This window comes from Simplicispira lacusdiani, assembly GCF_003604195.1.
Lineage (GTDB): Bacteria > Pseudomonadota > Gammaproteobacteria > Burkholderiales > Burkholderiaceae_C > Simplicispira > Simplicispira lacusdiani.
The window spans coordinates 217473-233736 of sequence record NZ_QXGR01000002.1 but is presented as its reverse complement, the minus strand read 5'-3'; the positions used below and the strand labels follow the sequence as shown (position 1 = coordinate 233736).

At 68.6% G+C, this 16264-nt stretch carries 16 protein-coding genes and 1 pseudogene; 14 read left to right on the top strand and 3 right to left on the bottom strand.

The features are described from left to right. The first annotated feature begins 147 nt into the window (after window positions 1–147). From D8S75_RS03695 to D8S75_RS03630, 14 genes and pseudogenes are all read left to right on the top strand, one after another. On the top strand, window positions 148–630 hold the full coding sequence (locus D8S75_RS03695) for an Lrp/AsnC family transcriptional regulator (RefSeq protein ID WP_119964594.1): 483 nt from the start codon (window positions 148–150) through the stop codon (window positions 628–630). A 159-nt stretch (window positions 631–789) separates the two neighbouring features. Then, window positions 790–1518, top strand: coding sequence for a GNAT family N-acetyltransferase (locus D8S75_RS03690; protein WP_119964593.1), 729 nt, complete (start codon window positions 790–792; stop codon window positions 1516–1518). 106 nt (window positions 1519–1624) lie between these two features. After that, complete coding sequence (locus tag D8S75_RS03685) at window positions 1625–2503, top strand: CorC family transporter (protein ID WP_119964592.1); 879 nt, start codon at window positions 1625–1627, stop codon at window positions 2501–2503. Further along, a complete protein-coding gene (gene lnt, locus D8S75_RS03680; protein ID WP_119964591.1) occupies window positions 2503–4092 on the top strand; it encodes an apolipoprotein N-acyltransferase in 1590 nt (529 codons plus the stop codon). Before D8S75_RS03685 ends, lnt begins: the two co-directional genes overlap by 1 nt. A gap of 81 nt (window positions 4093–4173) precedes the next feature. After that, entirely contained in the window at window positions 4174–4698 is a 525-nt protein-coding gene (gene fabA, locus D8S75_RS03675) for a bifunctional 3-hydroxydecanoyl-ACP dehydratase/trans-2-decenoyl-ACP isomerase (protein ID WP_119964590.1), read from the top strand. Further along, a complete protein-coding gene (gene fabB, locus D8S75_RS03670) occupies window positions 4695–5912 on the top strand; it encodes a beta-ketoacyl-ACP synthase I (protein ID WP_119964589.1) in 1218 nt (405 codons plus the stop codon). Before fabA ends, fabB begins: the two co-directional genes overlap by 4 nt. Window positions 5913–6064: 152 nt before the next feature. After that, window positions 6065–6985, top strand: coding sequence for a glycine--tRNA ligase subunit alpha (gene glyQ, locus D8S75_RS03665; protein ID WP_119964588.1), 921 nt, complete (start codon window positions 6065–6067; stop codon window positions 6983–6985). An 18-nt stretch (window positions 6986–7003) separates the two neighbouring features. Further along, on the top strand, window positions 7004–9145 hold the full coding sequence (gene glyS / locus D8S75_RS03660) for a glycine--tRNA ligase subunit beta (protein ID WP_119964587.1): 2142 nt from the start codon (window positions 7004–7006) through the stop codon (window positions 9143–9145). 1 nt (window position 9146) lies between these two features. Then, on the top strand, window positions 9147–9764 hold the full coding sequence (locus D8S75_RS03655) for a hypothetical protein (protein ID WP_119964586.1): 618 nt from the start codon (window positions 9147–9149) through the stop codon (window positions 9762–9764). A 7-nt stretch (window positions 9765–9771) separates the two neighbouring features. Continuing rightward, the gene (gmhB, locus tag D8S75_RS03650) at window positions 9772–10341 is read left to right on the top strand and encodes a D-glycero-beta-D-manno-heptose 1,7-bisphosphate 7-phosphatase (RefSeq protein ID WP_119964585.1); all 570 of its coding nucleotides are present in this window, start codon (window positions 9772–9774) and stop codon (window positions 10339–10341) included. A gap of 12 nt (window positions 10342–10353) precedes the next feature. Then, the gene (locus D8S75_RS03645; protein ID WP_119964768.1) at window positions 10354–11286 is read left to right on the top strand and encodes a M48 family metallopeptidase; all 933 of its coding nucleotides are present in this window, start codon (window positions 10354–10356) and stop codon (window positions 11284–11286) included. A 112-nt stretch (window positions 11287–11398) separates the two neighbouring features. After that, a pseudogene (locus D8S75_RS17905) lies at window positions 11399–11932 on the top strand (MBL fold metallo-hydrolase); the annotation flags it as partial. 174 nt (window positions 11933–12106) lie between these two features. Then, complete coding sequence (locus D8S75_RS17900) at window positions 12107–12544, top strand: rhodanese-like domain-containing protein (RefSeq protein WP_306419009.1); 438 nt, start codon at window positions 12107–12109, stop codon at window positions 12542–12544. Window positions 12545–12768: 224 nt separating this feature from the next. Then, the gene (locus D8S75_RS03630; RefSeq protein ID WP_119964583.1) at window positions 12769–13539 is read left to right on the top strand and encodes a type III pantothenate kinase; all 771 of its coding nucleotides are present in this window, start codon (window positions 12769–12771) and stop codon (window positions 13537–13539) included. A gap of 102 nt (window positions 13540–13641) precedes the next feature. On the opposite strand, the gene D8S75_RS03625 is transcribed toward D8S75_RS03630, so the two are convergent. From D8S75_RS03625 to D8S75_RS03615, 3 genes are all read right to left on the bottom strand, one after another. Beyond that, window positions 13642–14415 carry a tetratricopeptide repeat protein gene (locus D8S75_RS03625; protein WP_119964582.1) on the bottom strand — a complete coding sequence of 258 codons (774 nt, stop codon included), beginning with the start codon at window positions 14413–14415 and terminating at the stop codon, window positions 13642–13644. Window positions 14416–14633: 218 nt separating this feature from the next. Then, entirely contained in the window at window positions 14634–15287 is a 654-nt protein-coding gene (locus tag D8S75_RS03620) for a TetR/AcrR family transcriptional regulator (protein ID WP_119964581.1), read from the bottom strand. A 183-nt stretch (window positions 15288–15470) separates the two neighbouring features. Further along, window positions 15471–16127, bottom strand: a complete 657-nt coding sequence (locus D8S75_RS03615; protein WP_119964580.1) for a phasin family protein — start codon at window positions 16125–16127, stop codon at window positions 15471–15473. Between the last annotated feature and the right edge of the window lie 137 nt (window positions 16128–16264).

Sequence of the window (16264 nt, the reverse complement as noted above, 5' to 3'; positions counted from 1 at the left end):
GTTTTTATGGGTGCTGCAAAAACGAACGACCGTGCGTTTTTGCAGAGGAAATTTTTTGCCATGTGGCCCGGTGTCACCATCGGGACATACCCTGGGCCGGTGCCACAGGTTCCACAGAAGGCGGATGCGTCTGTAAAATCGTGCGCCATGAGTGCAAATGACGCATTGGACAAGCTTGATCGGGCCATCTTGCGCTGTTTACAGGTAAACGGCCGCGAAACCTACGATGTCATCGGCGAGCAGGTGGGCCTGTCGCCCAGCGCCGTGCTTCGCCGCGTCAAGCGGCTGGAAGACAGCGGCGTGATCGATCGCTACGTGGCCCTGGTCAAGCCCGAGGCCGTGGGCCTGGGCCTCACCGCCTACCTCAACGTGCGGCTGGAAAAGCACACCGAAAGCCACAAGCGCAACCCCATGGACCTGTTCCGTGCCAGCGTGCAGACCTGGCCCGAGGTGGTGGAGTGCGCGTCGCTCACCGGCGAGATGGACTACCTGCTGCGCGTGGTGGTGGCCGACATGGCGCACTACAGCCGTTTCATCATGGACACACTGCTCAAGCACCCCAGCGTGCAGGACTGCAAGACCAGCTTCGTGCTCGACCGGGTCAAGGCCACGACCGCGGTTCCCGTGTGATCCCGCCTGTCGCGCCGCCGACAGCAGAATCTGCTGGAAGCACCCGGTGAGCGCAGACAAATGCTTGATTCCATTGGAGGATTTGGCATTTGGTTCTAATTTGTTGCAACGCAGCAAAAAAGACTTGGAGGTCTCAGGGAAAACCCTTACATTGGTCGCATGATCGCTACCAAAGACTGGCTCAAGGCATCCTGGGACGCGGGCACGGACCTGCTGCGCCCCGTGGGGGTCGGCGAGCCCAAGCCCGGCCAAGTCAGCACGCCGCTGATGGTGCCGATCCGCTCCCTGGGCCCCACGTACCGCGAGCGCATCACCGCGCACCTGCTGGCGCTGGAGCCGGCCGACCGCTATCTGCGCTTCGGCTACCCGGCCACGGACGAGCAGGTGCGGCGCTATGCCAGCCAGCTCGATTTCGAGCACGATGACATCTTCGGCATCTACAACCGGCGCCTGGAGCTCATCGCCATGGCCCACCTGGCCTACACCGCGCTGCCCGAGCACAAGAACTGCGCCGAGTTCGGCGTGTCCGTGCTCAAGTCGGCGCGCGGCCGGGGCTATGGCGCGCGCCTGTTCGAGCGTGCCGTGATGCATGCGCGCAACGAGGGCGTGAGCATGGTGTTCATCCATGCGCTGACGGAAAACACCGCCATGCTCAAGATCGCGCGCAACGCGGGCGCCGTGGTGCGCCGCGATGGCTCCGAGTCCGAGGCCTTCCTGGAGCTGCCGCCCGCGAGCCTGGACACGCGCATGACCGAGATGGTCGAGCAGCAGTTCGCCGAGGTGGACTACCAGATCAAGCGCCAGGCCAAGCAGTTCTGGGATTTCCTGGCCGGCGTGCAGGAAGTGCGCGAGGGCGTGCGCAACGCGCGCCACCAGTCCGCCGAGTGAGCGCAGCCCGCCAGCGGCGGGCTGCGGCGGACGCGTGACGGGGTGTCACGACAATCCGTTATCCTAGGAGGTTGTTTCACTACCGCACGTCCTGCACCCCAAGGCTGTGTCAGACCCGCACCCCGCGCGAGCGCTTGAAAAGGAAGACAAGCGCACATTCCTGCAAAAAGTGGTGGAGTTCATCCACCCCGGCCCCGATTCGCCGGAAGAGCTGATCGAAACCCTGGCCGAGGCCGAGAGCAACGACGTCATCGGCGCCGACTCGCGCGTGATGCTCGAACGCGTGATCCGCATGGCCGACATGACAGCCGGCGACGTGATGGTCGCCGCTCCGCGCATGGATCTCCTCGACATCGATGCGCCGTTCGAAGAACTGCTGCGCGTCGTGATCAGCACGGCGCACTCGCGCTTTCCGGTGTACCAGGGCGAGCGCGAGAACATCATCGGCATCCTCATGGCCAAGGACCTGCTCAAGCTGCAGCGGGCCCCGGAGCTGAACATCCGCGCCCTGCTGCGCCCGGCCGTCTTCGTGCCCGAGAGCAAGGGCCTGAACGACCTGCTGCGCGAGTTCCGAGGCAACCGCAACCACCTGGCCGTGGTGATCGACGAATTCGGCCGCGTCGCAGGCCTGGTCACCATCGAGGACGTGTTGGAGCAGATCGTCGGCGAAATCGAGGACGAGTTCGACATCGCCGAGGACGAGGGCGACATCTTCGGCCTGGCCGACCACACCTTCCGCGTGAGCGGCGACACGCCCATCGAGCGCGTGGCCGAAGCCTTCGGCGTGGCCATCGCGGGCTCGGACCCCGAGGAAAGCTTCGAGACCATCGGCGGCCTGATCGCGCACGAGATGGGCCATGTGCCCAAGCGCGGCGAACAGACCGTACTGGCCGGCCTGCAATTCGTCGTGCTGCACACCAAGGGTGGCGCGGTGCGCTGGTTCAAGGTGGCACCCGTGGCGCAGGACAACACGCAGTCCCCCTGATGCCCGCGCCCTTCCCGCAAACGCCGCGCGCGGCGGCGTGGCAGTGGCCGCTGGCGCTGTGCGCCGGTCTGGCGCAGGCGGCGTCGCTGGCGCTGCCCGGCAACGGACAGCCCGCCTGGTGGCTGCAACTGGCCTCGCTGGCGGTGCTGGCCGGTCTGCTGCGCCGCAGCGCGTCCTGGCGCCGCGCCGCCGGCCTGGGCTGGCTGTTCGCCACCGCCTGGCTGGCGGGCACCTTCTGGTGGCTGTTCATTTCCATGCACACCTATGGCGGCCTGGCCGCGCCGCTGGCCGCAGCGGCCGTGCTGGCGCTGGCGGCTTTCCTGGGTAGCTACTACGCGGTGATTTCAGGGCTTTTTAAGGCCCTGGCGCCCAATGGGCGAGTGCTGGCAGCTATTTTTTTCGGAGCGCTGTGGATGCTGGCCGAGCTGGCGCGCGGCGTCTGGTGGACCGGCTTCCCCTGGGGCGCGGGCGGCTATGCGCATGTCGAGGGCCCGCTGGCCGCGCTGGCGCGCGCGATTGGCGTGTACGGCATCAGCGGCGTGGCGGCCCTGCTCGCCATGCTGCTGGTGCAGGTGCGCGGGGAGGACCTGCGCAGCGCGCGCGCCTGGGCGCTGGCCCTGGCGCTGGCCGCGCTGGGCGCGGGCGCCGCGCTGCAGCGCCATTGCGCCGTGGAACTGTGCCAAACGCCCATCGCGCAACCCGCGCCGCCACTGCCCCTGGCGCTGCTGCAGGGCAACATTCCGCAGGACGAGAAATTCCAGCCCGGCAGCGGCGTGCCCATGGCGCTGCAGTGGTATGGCGACCGGCTCACCACGCTGGCTGGCGCCCTGGTGGTGGCGCCCGAGACGGCCGTGCCGCTGCTGCCCCAGCAGCTCCCGCAGGGCTACCTCGACGCCATCGCGCAGCATGTGGCCGGTGGCGACCAGGCCGCGCTGCTCGGCATGCCGCTGGGCAGCCTGGAGACGGGCTACACCAACTCGGTCGTGGGCCTGCAGGCCGGCCAGGCCGAGCCTTACCGCTACGACAAGCACCACCTCGTGCCGTTCGGCGAATTCATCCCGCCGTTGTTCCGCTGGTTCACCGAGCTGATGGAGATCCCGCTGGGCGACTTCGGCCGGGGCGGCCTGGCGCAGCCGCCGTTCGTGTGGCGCGGCGAGCGCCTGGCACCCAACATCTGCTACGAGGACCTGTTCGGCGAGGAGCTGGCGGCGCATTTTCGGGACCCCGCCAGCGCGCCCACGGTGTTCGTCAACCTGAGCAACATCGGCTGGTTTGGCAACACGCTGGCCATCGACCAGCACCTGCAAATCAGCCGCATGCGCACGCTGGAATTCGAGCGCCCCATGGTGCGCGCCACCAACACCGGCGCCACGGCCATCATCGACCACCGGGGCGTGGTCACGCACCAGCTCGAGCGCCATGTGCGCGGCATCCTGCGCGGCCAGGTGCAGGGCCGGGGGGGCGAGCCCACGCCCTATGCCGCCTGGGCCGCGCGCTGGGGCCTGTGGCCGCTGTGGAGCCTGGGCGGGCTCGTGGTGCTGGCGGCGCTGCTGCTGCGGCGCCGTGAGGCCGGGGGCCGTGCGGGATAATGCGTCCCTACAATTCCACACAAGCGATGGCGCGATGGGCAATCAAGGCGGCACGACCGCCGATCTGGAGCACGACTGAAAATGGCAGATTCCTTTTCCTATGAACAACTGATCGCCTCGGGCGAAGGCCGGCTGTTCAATCCTGACAGCGGACGTCTGCCGCTGCCGCCCATGCTGATGTTCGACCGCATCACGCACATCGACGGCGATGGCGGCGCGCATGGCCTGGGAAAGATCGTCGCCGAACTCGACGTCAAGCCCGATCTGTGGTTTTTCGCCTGCCATTTCCAGGGTGACCCGGTCATGCCCGGCTGCCTGGGGCTCGACGCCATGTGGCAGCTCATCGGCTTCTACCTCACCTGGCTGCGCCTGCCGGGCCGGGGCCGCGCGCTGGGCGCGGGCGAGGTCAAGTTCACCGGCGAGGTCGGCCCCGACGTCAAGCTCGTAACCTACGAGATCGACATCAAGCGCGTCATCAAGCGCAAGCTCAACATGGCCATCGGCGATGCGCGCCTGCTGGCCGATGGCAAGGAAATCTACGTCGCCAACGATCTGCGCGTGGGCCTGTTCCTGCGCGAGGAAGGCGTTCCGGGAGCCGCAGCATGAAAAAGCGTGTCGTCATCACGGGCGCGGGGATCGTCTCGTGCATTGGCAACGATCTGGCCACCGTCGAGGCCTCGCTGCGCGCGGGCAAGAGCGGCATCAAGGCCGTGGAGAAGTTCACCGAGCTGGGTCTGCGCAGCCAGGTGGCGGGCGTGCCCGAGATCGACCTTGAATCGCGCATCGACCGCAAGCAACTGCGCTTCATGGGCGACGCGGCGGCCTACGCCCAGATCGCGCTCGAAGACGCCATCGCGCAAGCAGGATTGAGCCCCGAGCAGGTCAGCCATCCGCGCACCGGCCTCATCATGGGTTCGGGCGGCGGCTCGCCGGCCAACCAGATCGAGGCGGCCGATACGCTGCGCGAAAAGGGTATCCGCCGTGTCGGGCCCTACCAGGTCACGCGCTGCATGAGCTCCACTGTCTCGGCCTGCCTGGCGACCAACTTCAAGGTCAAGGGCATCAACTACTCCATCACCTCGGCCTGCTCCACGTCCGCGCACTGCATCGGCGCGGCCGCGCAGCAGATCGCCTGGGGCATGCAGGACGTGATGTTCGCCGGCGGCGGCGAGGAACTGTCCTGGGGCATGGCCCTGCTGTTCGACGGCATGGGCGCGATGTCCAGCAAGTACAACGCCACGCCCGAGAAGGCCGCGCGCGCCTATGACGCCAACCGCGATGGTTTCGTCATCGCCGGCGGCGGCGGCGCCGTGGTGCTGGAGAGCCTGGAGCACGCCCAGGCACGTGGCGCCACCATCCTGGCCGAAGTGGTCGGTTTTGGCGCCACCAGCGACGGCGAGGACATGGTGGCCCCCTCGGGCGACGGAGCGATGGCCTGCATGCGGCAGGCCATGGAAGGGCTGGACGGCCCCATCGACTACATCAACACGCACGGCACCTCCACGCCCGTGGGCGACATGCAGGAAGTGCGCGCCATGCAGGCGGTGTTCGGCGACCAGGTGCCGCCGTTCTCGTCCACCAAGTCGCTCACTGGCCACTCGCTGGGTGCCACGGGCGTGCAGGAGGCGATCTACTGCCTGATCATGCTGAACAAGGGCTTCATCGCCGGCTCGGTGAACGTCGAGACGCCGGACCCGGCGCTGGACGGCATGCCCCTGGTCACGCAGACGCGCGACGCCCAGCTCGCCACCGTGCTCTCCAACAGCTTCGGCTTCGGCGGCACCAACGCCAGCCTGGTACTGCGCCGCTGGAAGCCGTAAGGCGGGTTTGTTGCTCCAAAAAAGAGAGCTGCCAGCGCTTGCTGAATAAGCGCTGGCAGCTCTTTTTGCTTATCAATTGCGGCGTGTGGCGCGCCCCGTAAAATGACGGGCTTGCGCGCAGTCGCCGCGCCCCTCCCTCCGAATCCCCAGCCATGCTGACATTCCAACAAATCATCCTGAAGCTGCAGACCTACTGGGACGCCCAGGGCTGCGCCCTCCTGCAGCCCTACGACATGGAAGTGGGCGCGGGCACCTCGCACACCGCCACCTTCCTGCGCGCCATCGGCCCCGAGCCCTGGAAGGCCGCTTACGTGCAGCCCAGCCGCCGCCCCAAGGACGGCCGCTACGGCGAGAACCCCAACCGCCTGCAGCACTACTACCAGTACCAGGTGGTCCTCAAGCCCGCGCCCAGCAACATCCTGGAGCTGTACCTGGGCTCGCTCGAAGCGCTAGGCTTCGACCTCAAGAAGAACGACATCCGCTTCGTCGAGGACGACTGGGAGAACCCCACGCTGGGCGCCTGGGGCCTGGGCTGGGAAGTCTGGCTCAACGGCATGGAGGTGACGCAGTTCACCTACTTCCAGCAGGTCGGCGGCATCGACTGCAAGCCCGCCACGGGCGAGATCACCTACGGCCTGGAGCGCCTGGCCATGTACCTGCAGGGCGTGGACAACGTCTACAACCTGGTCTGGACGGAAGGCGCGGACGGCTCTCGCCTCACCTATGGCGACGTGTACAAGCAGAACGAGGTGGAGCAGTCCACCTACAACTTCGAGCACAGCGACGCCGACTTCCTGTTCACTGCCTTCAATGCGCACGAAAAGCAGGCCAAGTACCTGATGGAGCAGCAGCTCGCGCTGCCGGCCTACGAGCAGGTGCTCAAGGCCGCGCACAGCTTCAACCTGCTGGATGCGCGTGGCGCCATCAGCGTGACCGAGCGCGCCGCCTACATCGGCCGCATCCGCAACCTGGCGCGCGCCGTGGCGCAGAGCTACTACGACAGCCGCGAGCGCCTGGGCTTCCCCATGGCACCGCGTGAGTGGGTGCAGCAGATCGCCAAGAAGGCCGCTTGAGCGCAGGAACACGACACCATGACGACCCAAAACCTTCTCGTTGAACTGTTTGTGGAAGAGCTGCCCCCGAAGGCGCTCAAGAAGCTGGGCGATGCCTTCGCCGGCGTGCTGTTCGATCAGCTCAAGTCGCTGGGCCTGGTCGGCGCCGATTCGGGCGTGACCGCCTTTGCCTCGCCGCGCCGCCTGGCGGCCCATGTGAGCCATGTCTGGCTCAAGGCCGAGGACAAGGCCGTGCAGCAGAAGCTCATGCCTGTGAGCGTGGGCCTGAACGCCGAGGGCCTTCCCACGCCGGCCCTGCTCAAGAAGCTGCAGGCGCTGGGCGCCGACCTGTCCGACCCGGCCGCCGCCGTGGCAGCGCTCAAGCGCGCCAGCGACGGCAAGGCCGAGGTGCTGTTCTATGACAGCCTGGTGAGCGGCGCCACGCTCGACACCGGCCTGCAAAAAGCGCTGGACGAGGCCATTGCCAAGCTGCCCATCCCCAAGGTGATGAGCTACCAGCTGGAGACCGACTGCGAGCTGCCCGGCTGGAGCAGCGTGCATTTCGTGCGCCCCGCGCACGGTCTCGTGGCCCTGCACGGCAGCACCGTGGTGCCCGTCAAGGCCCTGGGCCTGAGCGCAGGCAACACCACCACCGGCCACCGCTTCGAGGCGGCCAAGGCCCAGGTGGTGCTGGCCCATGCCGACCAGTACGCCGACACCCTGGCGCGTGACGGCGCCGTGATCGCCAGCTTCGCCGAGCGCAAGGCCGAGATCGCGCGCCAATTGGCCGCGGCGGCCGCGCGCGTGGGCGGCGGCGCGCGTCCCATCGAGGACGATGCCCTGCTCGACGAGGTGACGGCGCTGGTCGAGCGCCCCAACGTGCTGGTTTGCGAGTTCGAGGAGCAGTTCCTCGGCGTGCCGCAGGAATGCCTGATCCTCACGATGAAGGCCAACCAGAAATACTTCCCGCTGCTCGACGCGGCCGGCAAGCTGACGAACAAGTTCCTGGTGGTGAGCAACATCAGCCCCGAGGACGCCAGTTTCGTCATCGGCGGCAACGAGCGCGTGGTGCGCCCGCGTCTGGCCGACGCCAAGTTCTTCTTCGACCAGGACCGCAAGAAGACGCTGGCCTCGCGCGTGGACAGCCTGGCCAAGGTGGTCTACCACAACAAGCTGGGCACGCAGGGCGAGCGCGTGGAGCGCGTGCGCGCCATCGCCCAGGCCATCGCAACGCAGCTGGGCGATGCGCAACTCGTGCAGCAGGCCGACCAGGCCGCGTTGCTGGCCAAGACCGACCTCGTGACCGACATGGTGGGCGAGTTCCCCGAGCTGCAGGGCATCATGGGCCGCTACTACGCGCTCAACGACGGCCTGGCCACCGAGGTGGCCGACGCCATCGAGGACCACTACAAGCCCCGCTTCGCTGGCGACGAGCTGCCGCGCAACCTGGCCGGCGTGGTGGTGGCGCTGGCCGACAAGCTCGAAACCCTGGTGGGCATGTTCGGCATCGGCAACCTGCCCACGGGCGACCGCGACCCGTTCGCGCTGCGCCGCCACGCGCTGGGCGTGATCCGCATGCTGGTCGAGAAGAACCTGCCGCTGGACCTGCAGGCGCTGCTGCAGAGCGCCGTGCCCGCGTTCGGCGACAAGATCCAGGACGCCACGGCGTCGCTGGCCGATTTCATCTACGACCGCCTCGCCGGCAGCCTGCGCGAGCAGGGCTACCGCGCCCAGGAAGTCGATGCCGTGCTGGCCCTGCGCCCGCAGCGCCTGGCGCTGGTCGGCCAGCAGCTCGCCGCCGTGCGCGCGTTTGCTCAGCTCCCCGAGAGCCCGGCCTTGGCGGCGGCGAACAAGCGCGTGGGCAACATCCTGAAGAAGGCCGAGGTCGAAGGCCCGGTGGATGCCCATGTCAACCCCGAACTGCTGCGGGAGCAGGCCGAACAGGACCTGTATGCCGCGCTGCAGCGCTTCGTGCCCGAGGCCAACGCGCAGTTCGACGCGGGCGATTACACCGCCAGCCTGCAAACCCTGGCCGTGCTGCGCGCGCCGGTCGATGCGTTCTTCGATGACGTGATGGTCAACGCCGAGCAGCTCGACCTGCGCCTGAACCGCCAGGGCCTGCTCAAGACCCTGCACGACGCCATGAACCGCGTGGCCGACCTCTCGCGCCTGGCGGCCTGAGGTGCCCGAGTCCCAGCCTGCCGCCGTGCGGCGCACCGCCTGGCTGCTGTTCGCGCCGCCCGCGCTGCTGGCGGGGCTGCGCTGGTTCCTGCAATGGCAGGATGGGCGCCGGCCGCAACTGCCGGCGCTGCCGCTCGTGCCCATGGCGCCGCCCTCCGCCACGGCGCTGGACCTGTTCCTGCCCGCTCTCTGGGCGATGGGCGCGCTTCTTCTGCTGGGCCTGGCGGTGTTCTGGGCCGTGCGCCGCTGGGGCGGGGCGCGCGTGCGCGCGGTGCTGGCCTGGGCCTGGGCGCTGCTTTGGCTGGCGGGCAGCGGCGCGCTGCTGGAGCGCCACCTGAACCTGCGGGGGCTGCAGCCGCTATCGCCCGTGCGCGCCGAGGTGCTGGGCAGCCGGCCGCGTCCGCCCAGCTTGCACGCCGTGGGCGGCACCGAACTCGTGCTGCGCGTGGCCGGGCTGTCCGCGCCGCGCCAATTGGTGCTCGACGATCCGCGGGCCGCGCAGTGGCGGCCGGGCCAGCCCCTGCTGCTGCACTGGGCGCACGGCCGTTTCCACGGGCTTTTCGTCACGCGCTGGCAGGCCGGGGAGCCATCCACGCTGTCCATGCCGGATCTTCGATAATGGCCCCATGAAAATCGTCATCCTGAACCGCGACGGCACCATCAATGCCCTGGGCAGCGACGAGTTCGTGGCCTCGCCCGAGGACTGGGTTCCCCTGCCCGGCGCGCTCGAAGCCATCGCGCGGCTCAACCGCTCGGGCTGGCACGTGGTGGTGGCCTCCAACCAGCCCGGCCTGGGGCGCGGCATGTTCGACGTGGCCACGCTCAACGCCATCCACGCCAAGATGCACCGCCTGCTGGCCGCCGTGGGCGGGCGCATCGACGCGGTGTTCTATTGCCCGCACGCCCCCGACGAGGAATGCACCTGCCGCAAGCCCGCGCCCGGGCTCATGGAGCAGATCTGCGAGCGCTACGGCGTCGACTGCGAGGACATCCAGGTGGCGGGCAACTGCCTGGTGCACCTGCAGGCGGGCGCCGCCATCGGCGCCCAGCTGCACCTGGTGTGCACTGGCGAGTCGGAGCATTTCTCGCCCGCCGAGCCCCTGCCGCCCGGCTGGCCCGAAGGCACGCGCGTGCATGCGGACCTGGCGGCCTTTGCCGATCACCTGCTGCAAAAGGCTGGCGCCGCACCGTCCTGATCCACCGCCATGATGCAGCGTTTCGTGCAACTGGCGCTGGACCTGTTCGATCCGCCGGCCGCTGCTTCCGTGGGGCAAGCGGATTCAAGGCAAAAAAAGCCTCAAGAGCCCAAGGAGCAATCGTCAGTAGCTCCTGAAAATATAGCAAATGGCGCGCCCCCCGAGGCCGCCAGGCTGCCGGACATGCTGGCGCCCGCGAGCTTTCGCCACCCCCGCGCCAACCGCGAGGTGCTGCTGGACGGCGCGGTGGTGGCCTACGCGCTGCAGCGCGCGCGGCGGCGCAGCATCGGCTTCACCGTGGGGGCCGACGGGCTGTCGGTGCGGGCGCCCGCCTGGGCCACGCTGACGGCCGTGGACGCCGCGTTGCGCGGGAAGTCGGGCTGGATCCTGCGCAAGCTGGGCGAGGCGCGCGAGCGCCAGCAGCGCCTGGAGCATGCGCGCATCGTCTGGCGCGACGGCGCCTTGCTGCCCTACCTGGGCGCGCCGCTGCGCATCGTGCTCGACCCGGCGCAGAGCGCCGCCGGCCAGTTGCGCGAGGCAGGCGAGGGCGGCGCGCGCCAATTGCACATCGGCCTGCCGGCCTCGGCCCAACCGGAGCAGATCCGCGATGCCGTGCAGGCTTGGCTGATGCGCAGCGCGCGGCGGCATTTCACCGCGCGGCTGGAGCATTTCGCGCCGCTGCTCGGGGTGCGCTGGACGCGTCTGCGCCTGTCCAGCGCGCAGACGCGCTGGGGCAGCGCGCGTGCCGACGGCTCGATCAACCTCAACTGGCGCCTGCTGCACTACCCAGGCACCGTCATCGACTACGTGGTGGCGCACGAACTGGCCCATCTGCGCGTGATGGACCACAGCCCGCGCTTCTGGGACACCGTGCGCACCGTGGTGCCCGACTACGCGGCGCTGCGCCGCCACCTGCACGACGAGCCCGCGCCTTTGTGGGACTGATTGCTCCTAAAAACATAGCTTTTGGCGTAATGAATACGCGCGTTGGTGGCTCTTTTCTTGAAACCTCGCGCGCGCACGCCGGTTTTTGCGCGGGCCGCCGTCCTGGGCCAGAATGGAGCGCCCCGTACCGCATGAACCCGCAACCATGATCCCCCTGCAACTCTTCGATCCCGCCTCGTGCAGCTACACCTACATCCTGCACGACAGCGCCACGCGCGAGGCGCTCATCATCGACCCGGTGGACGCGCAGGTGGACCGCGACCTCGCGGTGCTGCAGGCCCGGGGCCTCACGCTGCGCTGGGCCGTGGAAACGCACAACCACGCCGACCACATCACCAGCGCCGGCCTGCTGGCCGAGCACACCGGCGCGCGCACGGCGGCGCCAGCGGGCTGTGGCATCGGCACCGCGAGCCGGCAGCTCGCGAGCGGCGACACGCTGGTCTTCGGTGGCGAGAGCCTGCGCGCCCTGGCCACGCCGGGGCACACGGCGGGCAGCATGTCCTACCTGTGGCGCAGCCACGTGTTCACCGGCGACGCGTTGCTCATCAACGGCTGCGGCCGCACGGATTTCCAGTCGGGCAGCGCGCGCCAGCTCTACCGCAGCCTCACCGAGGTGCTGTTCGCCCTGCCGCCCGAAACCATGGTGTGGCCCGGTCACGACTACCACGGGCGCAGCCATTCGACCATCGGCGCCGAGAAGGCGGGCAACGCCCGCGTCGCCGGGCGCGGCGAGGCGGAATTCGTCGCGCTGATGGAGGGCCTGCACCTGCCCCCGCCCGCGCGCATGGGCGAGGCCGTGCCCGCCAACCAGCATTCGGGCCTGCGCCACGACGCCGGCGCCACCGGCCACGCTCAGCCGCGTGCCGCCCAGGGCTACGCCGGCGATGTGCCGCCGCTCGTGGCCTGGCAATGGGTGCAGGCGGGCGACGCCGTGCTGGTGGATGTGCGCACCGACGCCGAGCGCGCCTGGGTGGGCGAGGTGCCGGGCGCCGTGGCCGTGGCTTGGAAGCAGTGGCCTGGCATGGCCCTGAACCCGGATTTCGACGCCCAGATCCGCGCCGCCGTGCCGCCGGGCCGCAAGGCCCTGCTGCTGTGCCGCAGCGGCGTGCGCTCCATCGCCGCGGCGCAGCGCGCCACGGCTCTCGGGCTGGAGGCCTGGAATGTGTTGGAAGGTTTCGAGGGGGACCCCGACCAGCAGGCGCACCGTGGCCTGCGCGGGGGCTGGCGCTTCCACGGCCTGCCGTGGCGCCAGGGCTGAAGGACGACAACCCCCTGTGGCGCTGCGCGCCTTCCCCCTTCTCTCGCCCCGCTGCGCGGGCCGGGAAGGGGGACGCCACCAGCGCGGCGGGGCGGCCCTTGCGCGGTGGCCGCTGGCCCGGGCAGCACCTGAGGCATGGACTGCTGGCGGTGCATAAGCACCATGGGCCGGCTGGTGTCACGGCCGTGCAAGAGGGCCCTTGAAAACCCGGGATAATCCGCCGCATGACATTTCTGGCCATCGACGTGGGCAACACCCGCCTGAAGTGGGCGCTGTACGAGGCGCCGCATCCCGGGGCCGCGCTGCTGGCGCAGGGCGCCGAATTCCTCGACCACATCGATCGCCTGTCCGAGACGGCCTGGGCCCGGCTGCCCGCGCCCACGCGCATGCTGGGCTGCGTGGTGGCGGGGGATGCGGTCAAGCGCCGCATCGAGGAGCAGATGGAGCTGTGGGACGTGGCGCCGCAATGGGTGGTGTCGTCCGCGCAGGAGGCGGGCCTGACCAATGGCTACGACCACCCCACGCGCCTGGGTTGCGACCGCTGGGTGGCCATGATCGGCGCGCGCCAGCGCATCCTGGCGCAGGGCCGGGCACGCCCCCTGGTGGTGGTGATGGTGGGCACGGCGGTGACGGTGGAGGCCATCGACGCCGACGGGCGCTTTCTCGGCGGGCTCATCCTGCCGGGCCACGGCATCATGCTGCGCGCGCTCGAATCGGGCACGGCCGGCCTGCACGTGCCCACGGGCGAGGTGCGCCTGTTCCCCACCAACACCAGCGACGCGCTCACCAGTGGCGGCACCTATGCCATCGCGGGCGCGGTCGAGCGCGTGTACCAGCACCTGCTGCAACACTGCGGCGAGGAGCCCGCCTGCCTGATGACGGGTGGCGCCGGCTGGAAGATGGCGCCGAGCATGACGCGGCCGTTCGAGCTGGTGGACAACCTGATCTTCGACGGCCTGTTGGAGATCGCGGCCCGGCGATTCACCGGAGCCTAGCGAAGGGAGCACGCATCCACGGCCTGGCGCGCAGCCCCATGAGGCGGGCGCGGGCCGTTTCGCCGCGCTGGCGGCGTTCCCCTTCCCGCAGCGCGCGGGGGGTTACTCTTCCAACTCTGCGCGTGCCATTTCCACGTCCAGGCGTTCCATGGCGTCCAGCGGTTCGCTCGCGGCGGCTTGCTCGTAGAGCGCGGTGGCTTCCTTCATCTTCTTGTCGCCGTCGAGCATGACGAGGGCGTTGGCGTATTCGATCATGGCGATGGCCGAGCCCGGGTTGAGCTTGAGCGCCTCCTGGAACAGCTTGAGTCCGGTGTCCTTCTTGGCGCCATAGGTCATGCCGCCGATCAACGAGCCCACCTTGTCGATCACCTCGGCGTGGAAGGCGCCCAGCGCGATGCGCGCGTCGGCATGCTTGGGCGCCAGGGCGATGGCTTTTTCCAGCGATTCCTTGATCTTGCCGCCCAGACCCTGGGCCAGCGCCTTGGCCACGCTGATGCCCTGGCTGTAGCGTCCCAGCGCGTAGGCATGCCAGTACCAGGCGTTGGCGTTCTGGGGGTCTTCGGCGGCCTGCGCCTCGGCCTGTTCGGCCACTTGCAGGAACAGGTCCAGGCGCGCCTTTTCCTTCTTTTCGAGGTAGGTGGCGTAGATGGCCGTGGCCTTGTTGGCCACCGTGAGGCCGGCGCCTCCGGCTTCCATGCCGGCCTCGGCGGCCCGCTGGAAATCACCGTTGTGGAAGTGGGCCCAGGCCTGGAGCACGGCGGCGTCCTTGGGCAGGGGTTCGGCGTCGCCGGCGTGCAGGCGGGCCCATTGTTTCTTCAGGCTGGCGGCGTCGAACTGGTAGTCGCCAGCGTGGGGGAAGGGGGTCCATTTCGCCATGTGTGTCTCCGTGGTCTGGTTGGTTTTTTTAAGAAGGCGGGGGCGGGGCCGGAAGGGAAAGAGAATCTTTGCTTTAGCTCTTCATGGTGCGCGAATGGCGCTGCCCAGGCTGGTGGCCCCCGCGCAAGGGCCGCCCCGCCGCGCTGGGGGCGTTCCCCTTCCGCATCGCGCAGCGATGCCAGAGAAGGGGGAAGGAGCGAAGCGACATAGGGGGTTGTTCACTGCGAGTAGGCGCTGGCCAGCTGTAATAGGTGGGCGCGCTGGCCGGGTTCGAGGTAGGGCATGAGCAGGTTGAGGACGTGGTGCGCGCCGCGCAGCAGCGCGGCCTGGGCGCTCTCGGGTTCGAGGGCGCGGCGCGGGTCGCGCACGTACTCGAAGCTGAGCCAGTAGGTCAGCACCACCACCATGCTGGTGGCGGTGGGTTCGAGCTCGCGCGCATCGATCTGCAGGGCACCGGCGCGCGCCATGCCGTCGAGCAGGTTGCGCACGGCGTGGGTCTTGTTGTGCAGCACGACCTGGAAGTGCTTTTCGAGCCGGCGGTTCTTCGACAGCAGGTCGTTGAGGTCGCGGTAGAGGAAGCGGTACTGCCAGATCAGCTCGAACAGCGTGTGCATGAAGAACCATGCGTCCTCGACGTTGCGCACGCCGCCGCTGGCGCCGAGCAGTTCGGTCAGCGAGCGCTCGTAGCGGTCGAACAGCGCGTTGATGAGCTCGTCCTTGGCCGGGTAGTGGTAGTAGAGGTTGCCGGGGCTGATGCGCAGCTCGGCGGAGATGAGGGTGGTCGAGACGTTGGGCTCGCCAAACCGGTTGAACAGTTCGAGCGTGACTTCCAGTATGCGTTCAGCGGTGCGGCGCGGCGCTTTTTTCACCATGTGTACTGGCCCTCATGCCTCGGATGGAATGCTTTTCTGGGACTACTCTAACCGACGTTTTCAGGCGCCCGGAATGCTGCACTGCGGCATTCTGGGGGTATGAATGCACAGCGGCTGTCACACCTTGGGCGTGACAGCCGCTGCGTGCAGGAACCGGGGTCCCTGCGGCATGCCATGGGGCGATCAGGCGGCGCTGGCCGCGCCGTCCGCTGCCTGCGCGGTGTCGGTGCCACGCGGAGCCACCTTGGGGAAGGGGGCGCGTGCCTTGGCGGTGGTCTTCTTGACGGCGGCCTTGGGCGCGGCCTTCACGGCGGGTTTGGCGGCCGGCTTGGCGGCGACCTTCTTGGCTGCGGGCTTGGCCACGGCCTTCTTCGTCGCGGGCTTTGCCGCAGCCTTCTTGGCGGCGGGCTTGGCGGCCTCCTTGGCTGGCGGGGCCTTGCCCAGGCTCTTGGCCAGGGCGTCGATGCGGGCGTTGAGCACGTCCAGGTCGCGGGCAGAGGGCACGCCCAGCTTGGACAGGGCGGTGGCCACGCGGTCTTCGAAGATGTTTTCCAATTTGTCCCACTGACCGGCGGCGCGCGAGCCGATGTCGCTGGCCATGCTGGTCACGCGGCTGGTGGCTTCCGAGATCTTTTCCTCGGCCACGGCCTGGGTCTTGCGCTGGATGGACAGGCCTTCCTTCACCAGGGCCTCGAACACCTTGCCGCCTTCTTCCTGGGCCTTGGAGAAAGCGCCCAGGCCGGCCAGCCAGATCTGCTGTGCCGAGTCCTTGACGGTGCTGGACAACTGAGCGCCAGTCTTTTTCTTGTCGTTGCTGAGTTTTTGCAGTTTCTTGACCATGTGGCCTCCAAGGAAGGGATGAAATGGGTGCCGCGGCGATCTGCTTTTGGCATAGGCCGGACTGTACGCGCTGTGCCCTGTGCCGTGTAGGTGCGCGCTCCTAAAAGCGTAGAGCCTGCCGTCTAGGATATGCGGTT